This is a genomic window from Pseudomonas sp. NPDC089534, assembly GCF_044749305.1.
Lineage (GTDB): Bacteria > Pseudomonadota > Gammaproteobacteria > Pseudomonadales > Pseudomonadaceae > Aquipseudomonas > Aquipseudomonas ekonensis.
Genome location: NZ_JBIVHR010000035.1, coordinates 40,109 through 49,483, shown reverse-complemented (window position 1 = coordinate 49,483; position 9,375 = coordinate 40,109). Strand labels below are relative to the sequence as shown.

The 9,375-nt window shown below is 63.8% G+C and carries 11 protein-coding genes and 2 tRNA genes (1 of these 13 running past the window's edge); 5 read left to right on the top strand and 8 right to left on the bottom strand.

Features of this window, described 5'->3' with window-relative positions; all coding sequences use genetic code 11:
• Positions 1–28 (bottom strand) — tRNA-His (locus ACIP0B_RS13445) (it extends 148 nt beyond the left edge of the window).
• A gap of 32 nt (positions 29–60) precedes the next feature.
• Positions 61–137 (bottom strand) — tRNA-Arg (locus tag ACIP0B_RS13440).
• 275 nt (positions 138–412) lie between these two features.
• On the opposite strand from ACIP0B_RS13440, the gene folD reads away from it, so the two are divergent.
• Both folD and pbpG read left to right on the top strand, forming a co-directional pair.
• Positions 413–1,267: a bifunctional methylenetetrahydrofolate dehydrogenase/methenyltetrahydrofolate cyclohydrolase FolD gene (gene folD, locus ACIP0B_RS13435; RefSeq protein WP_400832534.1), complete on the top strand. Its 855-nt coding sequence runs from the start codon at positions 413–415 to the stop codon at positions 1,265–1,267.
• A 228-nt stretch (positions 1,268–1,495) separates the two neighbouring features.
• The gene (gene pbpG, locus ACIP0B_RS13430; RefSeq protein WP_400832532.1) at positions 1,496–2,434 is read left to right on the top strand and encodes a D-alanyl-D-alanine endopeptidase; all 939 of its coding nucleotides are present in this window, start codon (positions 1,496–1,498) and stop codon (positions 2,432–2,434) included.
• Positions 2,435–2,486: 52 nt separating this feature from the next.
• On the opposite strand, the gene ACIP0B_RS13425 is transcribed toward pbpG, so the two are convergent.
• The gene (locus tag ACIP0B_RS13425; protein ID WP_400832529.1) at positions 2,487–2,690 is read right to left on the bottom strand and encodes a hypothetical protein; all 204 of its coding nucleotides are present in this window, start codon (positions 2,688–2,690) and stop codon (positions 2,487–2,489) included.
• Positions 2,691–2,788: 98 nt separating this feature from the next.
• Positions 2,789–3,460, bottom strand: a complete 672-nt coding sequence (locus tag ACIP0B_RS13420; protein ID WP_400832527.1) for a peptidase C39 family protein — start codon at positions 3,458–3,460, stop codon at positions 2,789–2,791.
• Between the two features lie 237 nt (positions 3,461–3,697).
• Between ACIP0B_RS13420 and ACIP0B_RS13415 the strand changes: the two genes are divergently transcribed.
• Positions 3,698–3,856 (top strand): hypothetical protein, encoded by a 159-nt coding sequence (locus tag ACIP0B_RS13415; protein ID WP_400832547.1) that lies wholly within the window; start codon positions 3,698–3,700, stop codon positions 3,854–3,856.
• A gap of 76 nt (positions 3,857–3,932) precedes the next feature.
• On the opposite strand, the gene ACIP0B_RS13410 is transcribed toward ACIP0B_RS13415, so the two are convergent.
• Entirely contained in the window at positions 3,933–4,682 is a 750-nt protein-coding gene (locus ACIP0B_RS13410; RefSeq protein ID WP_400832525.1) for a TerC family protein, read from the bottom strand.
• Between the two features lie 28 nt (positions 4,683–4,710).
• Positions 4,711–4,950, bottom strand: a complete 240-nt coding sequence (locus ACIP0B_RS13405) for a hypothetical protein (RefSeq protein ID WP_217891358.1) — start codon at positions 4,948–4,950, stop codon at positions 4,711–4,713.
• Positions 4,951–5,099: 149 nt separating this feature from the next.
• On the opposite strand from ACIP0B_RS13405, the gene nhaR reads away from it, so the two are divergent.
• Positions 5,100–5,999 (top strand): transcriptional activator NhaR, encoded by a 900-nt coding sequence (gene nhaR, locus ACIP0B_RS13400; protein WP_400832522.1) that lies wholly within the window; start codon positions 5,100–5,102, stop codon positions 5,997–5,999.
• Here nhaR and ACIP0B_RS13395 read toward each other — a convergent pair.
• Positions 5,996–7,156 (bottom strand): MFS transporter, encoded by a 1,161-nt coding sequence (locus ACIP0B_RS13395; protein ID WP_400832519.1) that lies wholly within the window; start codon positions 7,154–7,156, stop codon positions 5,996–5,998. The genes nhaR and ACIP0B_RS13395 overlap by 4 nt on opposite strands.
• Before the next feature lie 336 nt (positions 7,157–7,492).
• Here ACIP0B_RS13395 and sstT point away from each other — a divergent pair, with 336 nt between their 5' ends.
• Positions 7,493–8,725, top strand: a complete 1,233-nt coding sequence (gene sstT / locus ACIP0B_RS13390; RefSeq protein ID WP_400832516.1) for a serine/threonine transporter SstT — start codon at positions 7,493–7,495, stop codon at positions 8,723–8,725.
• An 86-nt stretch (positions 8,726–8,811) separates the two neighbouring features.
• On the opposite strand, the gene ACIP0B_RS13385 is transcribed toward sstT, so the two are convergent.
• Positions 8,812–9,321 carry a DUF1993 family protein gene (locus ACIP0B_RS13385; protein WP_400832514.1) on the bottom strand — a complete coding sequence of 170 codons (510 nt, stop codon included), beginning with the start codon at positions 9,319–9,321 and terminating at the stop codon, positions 8,812–8,814.
• Positions 9,322–9,375 lie beyond the last annotated feature (54 nt).

Genomic DNA, 9,375 nt, shown 5'->3' with positions numbered 1-9,375 from the left:
CGTGCTCTACCAACTGAGCTACGCCCACCATATCGCGCTACTTGTGCCAATGCTGCCTAATGGCGCACCCGGCAGGACTCGAACCTGCGACCATCCGCTTAGAAGGCGGATGCTCTATCCAGCTGAGCTACGGGCGCCTTGTTAATCTGTACCCTTGGAGGACTACAAACTAAGTGCTTTCCGGCCTTGCAGAACGCTAATTCCGCTCGACTTTCTTAACCAGTGCTAGGCTGTGCCCGACAAGTGCGACGAATAGTATAGAGCCACCTGGAGACCGTCAAATCCTTTTTGAAAAAAATTCATTTAATTAAAGGGGTTAGGGGAATTTGCAGACCAAGCGCCTTTGCCCTCACCGCCTGACATGCGAGAATGCGTTCTCATTTTTTCCCCTCTCGATGGTTAATCACGCGCAATGACTGCACAACTAATCGACGGCAAATCCATCGCCGCCAGCCTGCGCCAGCAGATCGCCCAACGGGTCGCAGAGCGTCGCGAGCAAGGCCTGCGCACGCCGGGCCTGGCGGTGATCCTGGTCGGCAGCGATCCTGCCTCTCAGGTTTATGTCTCGCACAAGCGTAAAGACTGTGAAGAGGTCGGCTTCCTTTCCCAGGCCTACGACCTGCCTTCCGACACCACCCAGCAGGCGTTGACCGACCTGATCGACCGCCTGAACGATGACCCGGCGATCGACGGCGTCCTGCTGCAGCTTCCGCTGCCGGAGCACCTGGACGCCTCCAAGCTGCTGGAGCGCATCCGCCCCGACAAGGACGTCGACGGTTTCCATCCTTATAACGTCGGCCGCCTGGCCCAGCGCATCCCGCTGCTGCGCCCGTGCACGCCCAAAGGCATCATGACCCTGCTGGAAAGCACCGGCGCCGACCTGTACGGCATGAACGCCGTGGTCGTCGGCGCCTCCAACATCGTCGGCCGTCCGATGGCGATGGAGCTGCTGCTGGCCGGCTGCACCGTGACCGTGACCCACCGCTTCACCAAGGACCTGGCCGGCCACGTCGGCCGCGCCGACCTGGTGGTGGTCGCCGCCGGCAAGCCGGGCCTGGTCAAGGGCGAGTGGATCAAGGAAGGCGCGATCGTGATCGACGTCGGCATCAACCGCCAGGAAGACGGCAAGCTGGTGGGTGACGTCGTGTACGAGACCGCCCTGCCCCGCGCCGGCTGGATCACCCCGGTGCCGGGCGGCGTCGGCCCGATGACCCGCGCCTGCCTGCTGGAAAACACACTGTACGCAGCAGAAACCCTGCACAGCTGAGCCGCGTTTTCCGCACCGTGAGAACCCCGCCTTGCGCGGGGTTTTTCATGCCCTCGAAAAAACCTTTACCGTTCGCCGGAAACCCCTATTTCCACAGGGCTTTTCACGACTTTTTCATGCCCTTCGAACAACCATCGACAGTTCTTCGACCATACTCCTACAATGCGTCGTTTTTACGACACAAGCCGTTACAAAAACGGCATTTCCAACCCTTATGAGTTCGCCCGCGTGAATATTCGCCTCTCCATCCTGAGCCTGGTTTTTGCATTTTCAGGCACACTCCTCACGCCAACGGCCAATGCCGCCGAAACCACCGCTGCCCCCCGAGACGCCTCGCAACTGAAGATCGCCTCCGGCAGCGCCCTGCTGATGGACATGCAGACCAATAAAGTCATCTATTCCAGCAACCCGGACGTAGTCGTGCCGATCGCCTCCGTGAGCAAGCTGATGACCGGCCTGGTGGTTGTGGAAGCGCGACAGAACATGGACGAGTGGATCGACGTCGACATCAGCAACACCCCGGAAATGAAGGGTGTGTTCTCCCGGGTCAAGCTGCGAAGCGAACTGCCGCGCCGCGAGATGCTGCTGATTGCGCTCATGTCTTCGGAGAACCGTGCGGCCGCCAGCCTGGCCCACCACTATCCGGGCGGCTACGCGGCGTTCATCGCCGCGATGAACGCCAAGGCCAAGGCCCTGGGCATGACCAGCACCCATTTCGTCGAGCCGACCGGCCTGTCGGAGCGCAACGTGTCCACCGCCCGCGACCTGAGCAAATTGCTGGTGGCCGCGCACAAGCATCCGATCCTCAGCGAACTGACCACCACCAAGGAAAAGACCGTCTCGTTCCGCAAGCCCAACTACACCCTGGGCTTTCGCAACACCGACCATCTGGTGAACAAGGCGGACTGGGACATCAAGATCACCAAGACCGGTTTCACCAACCCCGCCGGGCATTGCCTGGTGCTGGTGACCCGCATGGGCAACCGCCCGGTGACCCTGGTGATCCTCGATGCGTTCGGCAAGTACACCCACTTCGCCGACGCCAGCCGCATCCGCAGCTGGGTGGAGACCGGCAAGAGCACCAACGCACCGGCGGCGGCGCTGCAGTACAAGGCGGCGAAGAACCTGAAGAACCGCCCCGGCAACGTGGTCGAAGCGTCCAAGTAATCCGCGAAACGACAAAGCCCCGAACGTTCGGGGCTTTTTTTCGTCTGCGGTTTCAGTCGTTGGGCAGCGGCATCTGGTCATCGTCGGGAATGCCGTCGCCGGCACTGGGATCCCGCGTATGCGGCATCACCACCGCCGGACGGGCCAACGGGTCGCGCAGCGGGCTTTCAGGATCCAGCACCGGATCCACCTCAGGCTCCGGCGTGGTCGGCACGCTGTCCGGTTTATGGTCATCGAAGCTCGAATCGGTACTCATGTGCACCTCGCATCCGGGATACGGCCCGGAACGACCGGGCCTCTGACCATAAGAAACCCGATCCGCGACACCGTGCCCGAGAGATGACGAACGGAGCCTTACTGCGCCCCCAGCGCCTTGCGTGCCTGGGCCGCTTCCTGCTCCTGCCCGGCCTGCGCCAGCTCGTCGGCGGCCTTCAGCCAGCGCTGACGGTCGACCGCGGCCGGCACCTGCGAAGGCTTCTGGATCAGCACCGCCCAGCCGCCGGCCTTGTTCAGGGCGGACTCGAAAGCGCCGAAGCCCATCAGCTCGCGCCGGTTCATCCCGGCGCGCAGCAGCACGGTCTGTTTTTTCCGGTCATAGCCGGAGAGGATCGCGTAGCGCGGCTCGGCCCAGAAGGCCGAGCCTTCGCTGAAGCGCACCATCACCGGATAGCCCGCCGCGACCTGGGCCAACAGCGCCGGCAGCCGGCTGTCCAGCGGATAGACCACCATGCCGTATTCCCGGGCGAGGTTCTGCAGGTTCTGCTGCAACTTGTCTTGCGCCTCGGGCAAGTGCAGCGGCTTCTCCAGCAGGCCCGGCGTGATCACGATGCCCTGCTGCGACAACAGGCTGGCCAGCACCTGCGGCCCGCTCTGGTTGGCCTCGCCGCGGTAGAACGTGCCGCTGAGTTCGACCCGCTCCGGCAAGCGCTGGACTTCCGGCGCCACACTGCCCGCGCATCCCGCCAGAGCGGCCGCGCAACCTGCCGCCAGCAGCGCCGTGCGGATCCGAGAAAATACCTGCACCATCGTCACTCTCTATCAGACGCCGGTCGTCGTGTTCCGGCTTGGCCGACGATCATAGGACGGCGCAACGCTGCGGTATAGCCCGAAACCGCAGACCGATCGCCGGCATAGAGCGAACTGATTGGTCACCACCGACCTTCGGTCAATAGCCTGAAACACGCCAGCGACTAGACTGTGGCTTGAAGACAGAGAACGCGTGCGCCCGACGCAGGGCAAAGGGAGGCACCGATGAGCCTGACGATGACCATCATGATGCTGATAGCCGGCTGGCTGGCCGTGGCCGCCGCCATGTTGTGGGGCGTGCTGCGCATTGCCCGGCGCCACCACCCTCATCCGCCCCGCCCCGAACCTGCGCAGAAGACCGCCAGGCACCGCGCCCGCCACGCCACCGCGCACTGACCGACCGATAACCGCCGAAACAAAAAAGGCCGCCCGGACTCGCAAGAGCCCGGGCGGCCTTTTCGTTCAACGGCGCTTAGCCTTCAGCCGGCAAACGCTTCTGCTTGGCCCGGCGCGACATCATGTTCAGCACCTCGATGGCCGCGGAGAACGCCATCGCCGCATACACATAGCCTTTCGGCACATGGGCGCCGAAGCCTTCGGCGATCAGCGTCATGCCGATCATGATCAGGAAGCCCAGGGCCAACATCACCACCGTCGGGTTGTCGTTGATGAACTTGGCCAGCGGATCGGCCGCCAACAGCATCACCAATACCGACACCAGCACCGCGATGATCATGATCGGCAGGTGTTCGGTCATGCCGACGGCGGTGATGATGCTGTCGATGGAGAACACCAGGTCCAACATCAGGATCTGCCCGATGGCGGCGGCGAAGCCCAGGGTCACCGTCGAGCTCGCGGTCTTCGGATCTTCCGGCGCCGGATCCATGCTGTGATGGATTTCCGTGGTGGCTTTCCACAGCAGGAACAGGCCGCCGGCGATCAGGATGATGTCCTTCCAGGAGAACGCGTGGCCGAAGATCTCGATCACAGGCTCGGTCAGCTGGACGATGAACGCGATGGTGCTCAACAGGCCCAGACGCAGGATCAGCGCCATGCCGATGCCGATGCGCCGCGCCTTCTGGCGGTGCTGCTCGGGCAGCTTGTTGGTCAGGATCGAGATAAAGATCAGGTTATCGATGCCGAGCACGATCTCCATCACCACCAGGGTAGCGAGCGCAATCCAGGCGGTGGGGCTGGCGGCGAGTTCCAACAGATATTCCATGGTTCAGTCCTGGTTCTTGTAAGACGTTTTAGATTTCCTGGGAGGACGATTCGGATTTTCCGTCGTCATCCTTCGATTCTTTCTTGCCGGCCAGATTGCCGGTGGCGTCGCTGAGCGCCTGCTCCGCCGCCTTGTGGGTGTCGTCGATGGCCTGCTTGGCCGCTTCCGCCGCTTGCCCCATCAATTGCTGGGCGCTCTTTTCGGCCTGGTCGCATCCGGCCAGTACCAGTAAAGACGCGATCAGCACCGCCGTGGCTTTGAGTTTCATCTTGCTTCCCTCGATTGGATCAGACAGCGGCCCCACAGGCGGGCCGTCGATGGCTGGGCATTCTAGGGAAGGTAACACTTCAGAAAAATTCGTATTTTTACCGGCTATACTTCGGTTTTTCCGAACAAAACAACTCACAGAAGAACGCCATGCTCAATTACCGACAACTGCATTACTTCTGGGTGGTGGCCAAGACCGGCAGCATCGTGCGCGCCTGCGAACAGCTGAACCTGACCCCGCAGACCATCAGCGGACAGATTTCCCTGCTCGAAGAGACCTACGGCATCGAACTGTTTCGCCGGGTCGGCCGGCAACTTGAGCTCACCGAAGCCGGGCGCCAGACCCTGCCCTACGCCGAACAGATGTTTCAGTTGGGCGGCGAGCTGGAACGGATGCTGCGCACCCAGCCCAACGAGCAGCAGATCCTGTTCCGCGTCGGCGTGGCCGACGTGGTGCCCAAGTCCATCGTCTACCGCCTGATCGCGCCGACCATGGAGCTGAGCGAACCGCTGCGCATCACCTGCCGCGAAGACAAGCTGGAGCGGCTGTTGGCGGATCTGGCGATCCAGCGGCTGGACATGGTGATTTCCGACAGCCCGATGCCGTCGCACCTGGACATCAAGGGCTACAGCCAGAAACTGGGGGAATGCGGGATCAGCTTTTTCGCCACCGCCGAACTGGCGGCGCAGTACGGCAAGGACTTTCCGCGCAGCCTGCACGGCGCGCCGCTGTTGATTCCCGGCGCGGAAACCGTGGTGCGCAGCCGCCTGCAGCGCTGGTTCGCCGAACAGCAGATCCAGCCGAGGATCGTAGGCGAGTTCGACGACAGCGCATTGATGCAGGCGTTCGGTCAGTCCGGCAGCGGGATTTTCATCGGCCCCAGCGTGATCGCCGATGAAGTGATGCGCCAGTGCGGCGTCGAGTCGATCGGCCAGACCGACGCGGTGAGCGAATCGTTCTACGCGATTTCCGTGGAGCGCAAGGTCAAGCACCCCGGCATCGTTGCGATCACCGAAGGCGCCCGACGCGAGCTGTTCACCGCCCTTTAGGCCTCGGCGCAGGCCACGCGCGGCTTGAGCGCCATCAGCACCATGGCCAGGACGATGGACAGCAGGATGAAGCCGGCGGCGGCAAAGCCCACGAAGCCCAGACCGGCGCTGTCGATCACCCGGCCGCCGACCATCGCGCCCAGACCGATGCCCAGGTTGGCCCCAGCGATGTTCAGCGACGCGGCGAACGCCGGCGCCTCGGGCGCCGCCTTCATCAGGCGCACGTGGCTGACCAGGAACAGCGCCGCCTGGGTCACGCCCCAGATGCCCATCGCCGCCGCCAGCCCGACCGGCGAATGGATGTTCGGCACCAGCGCCACCATGCCGGCGATCATGAAGGTGCAGAACATGATCGACGCCACCAGCGGATGACGGTCCACCGCGCGGCCGCCCAACGAGTTGCCGATCAGCCCCACCGCGCCGAAGCCCATCAGGCACCAGCCGACCACCGTGCCGTTGAACCCGGCCAGCCGCTCCAGGATGTCCGCCAGGTAGGTGTAGGCGGTGAACATGCCGCTGAACACCACGATCGACAGCAGCACATGGCCCAGCATCAGCGGGCTGCGCAGGATCTTGAACTGCGAAGCGAAGCTGACCTGATGCTGGTGCAGGTGGGTCTTGGGCAGGTAGACGAACAGCAGCAACGCCTTGGCGAAGGCGATCACCGCCAGGATGGCGAACGCGCTGCGCCAGCCGAACGCATCGGAAATCAGCGTGCCGACCGGGATGCCGAACACCGTGGCGCAGACGATGCCGAAGCCGATCTTGGCGATGGCGCGGCCGGCGTGGTCGGGACCGACGATGTCCACCGCCGTCTCGCTGGCCAGGGCCCAGAACACCGGCAGCCCGAGCGCCGGGATCAGCCGGGCGACCGCCATCACCCAGATGTTCGGCGCCAGGGCCGCGAGGGTATTGGCCAGGCCGAACATGATCAGGATGGTGATGAACAGCCGGCGCCGCTCGAACCGGGCGAAGAACGCCGTCAGGAACGGCCCGAACATCGCCACGGTGAAGGCGAACAGCGTCACCAGCAAACCGGCCTGCGGAATGGTGACGGCAAGGTCTCGGGCGATCGCCGGCAGCAGGCCGACGATGATGAATTCCGTGGTCAGCACCGTGAAGCCGGCGGCGGACAACAGAAGGATCGGAAACAGCATGGGAAACTCCAGCGAAACGACGGCACCGGCGTTCGACCCGAAGGCCCGCCGGCAAATCTGAAAATGAGGATGGCGGATCTTAACAGAAGTGCCTGCGCCCAGGCTTGCACAAAGCTGCCGATCTCGCCGGCCGTTCGGGTGGCAGATCGTCACAGGCCTGAAGGAAGGAACCTACGCTGTGGTAAAGTCCGCGCCCTGCAAAACGTACACCCTGTTCAACGACCCGTTTGTCGGCGTCGTTGGCTCGCCGACACTTTCGGTTCGTGCGCCGGGCCTGCCCCCGCCTTGTCGCCCGCGCACGCGACCTGCTCCCCATAAAAATTCAGAGATGCCGTTATGACCGCTTCATCCCCTTCTCTATTGCAGCGCCTGAAAAACCTCAGCCTGGTCACGCAGATCCTGATCGGCCTGGTGGCCGGCATCGCCCTGGCGCTGTTTGCGCCGGAAGCGGCCAAAGGCACTGCGTTCATCGGCAAGGTGTTCGTCTCGGCCCTCAAGGCCGTGGCCCCGATTCTGGTGTTCGTGCTGGTCATGGCCTCGATCGCCAACCACAAGCACGGCCAGGAAACCCACATCCGGCCGATCCTGTTCCTGTACCTGCTGGGGACGTTCGGCGCCGCCGTGGTGGCGGTGATCGCCAGCACGATGTTCCCCTCCAACCTGGTACTGTCCACCGACAACGTCACGGTGACCGCGCCGGGCGGCATCGGCGAAGTGCTGCAAAGCCTGCTGCTGAGCGTGGTCGACAACCCGGTCAGCGCCCTGATGAACGCCAACTTCATCGGCATCCTGGCCTGGGCCATCGGCATGGGCGTCGCGATCCGCCACGCCGGCGACACCACCCGTCAGGTGCTCGATGACCTGTCCAACGGCGTGACGGTGATCGTGCGCGTGGTGATCCGCTTCGCCGCGCTGGGCATTTTCGGCCTGGTGGCGTCGACCCTGGCCACCTCGGGCTTCGGCGCGCTGATCGGCTATGCGCACCTGCTGGCCGTGCTGCTGGGCTGCATGCTGTTCGTGGCGCTGGTGATGAACCCGCTGATCGTGTTCTGGAAGCTGCGCCGCAACCCGTATCCGCTGACGCTCAAGTGCCTGCGCGAGAGCGGCATCACCGCGTTCTTCACCCGCAGCTCGGCGGCCAACATTCCGGTCAACCTGGAACTGAGCAAGCGCCTGGGCCTGCACGAGGACACCTATTCGGTGTCGATCCCGCTCGGCGCCACCATCAACATGGCCGGCGCGTCGATCACCATCACCGTGCTGACCCTGGCCGCCGTGCACACCCTGGGCATCGCCGTGGACATCCCGACCGCGATCCTGCTCAGCGTCGTCGCGGCGATCTGCGCCTGCGGCGCCTCGGGCGTGGCCGGCGGCTCGCTGCTGCTGATCCCGCTGGCGTGCAGCCTGTTCGGCATCCCGAGCGAGATCGCCATGCAGGTGGTGGCCGTGGGCTTCATCATCGGCGTGCTGCAGGACTCCGCCGAGACCGCGCTGAACTCCTCCACCGACGTGCTGTTCACCGCCGCCGCGTGCCTGGGCGAAGAGCAGAAGGCCCAGCGCCTGGCCTGACGCCAAACCTGTAGGAACGGCATGAAAAAGCCCGCCAAGGTTTACGCCTTGGCGGGCTTTTTCATGGCTCTGCGAAACCGGGCGGCTTAGAACGCGCCCATGTAATCGCGCTTGCCCACTTCCACGCCGTTGTGGCGCAGCAGCGCGTAGGTGGTGGTGACGTGGAAGAAGAACTGCGGCAGACCGTAGGTCAGCAGGTAGGCCTGGCCGGTGAAGCGCTTCTCTTTCGGCGTGCCCGGACGGGTCACGATCTCGATGCCTTCCTTGCCGTTGATCTGCTCCGGCTTGATCTCGCCGATGAAGACCAGGACTTTGCTCAGCAGGGCCTGCAGCTCGGCGAAGGTGGTTTCGCTGTCGTCGTACTTCGGCAGCTCGACTTCGGCCAGGCGCGCCGACACGCCCTTGGCGAAGTCCACGGCGATCTGCACCTGGCGCACCAGCGGGAACATGTCCGGGTACAGGCGCGCCTGGAGGAAGGCGTTCGGGTCGATGTTTTTCTCGGTGGCGTGGGCTTCGGCCTTTTTCAGCACATCGCTCAGGGCGTTGAGCATTTGCTGGAAAACCGGGACGGATGCGGCGTACAGGGAGATGGTCATGGCAGTCTCGCGTGGTGGCGGGTGGTCAAACGTGGGCGATTATAGCCATGCCTG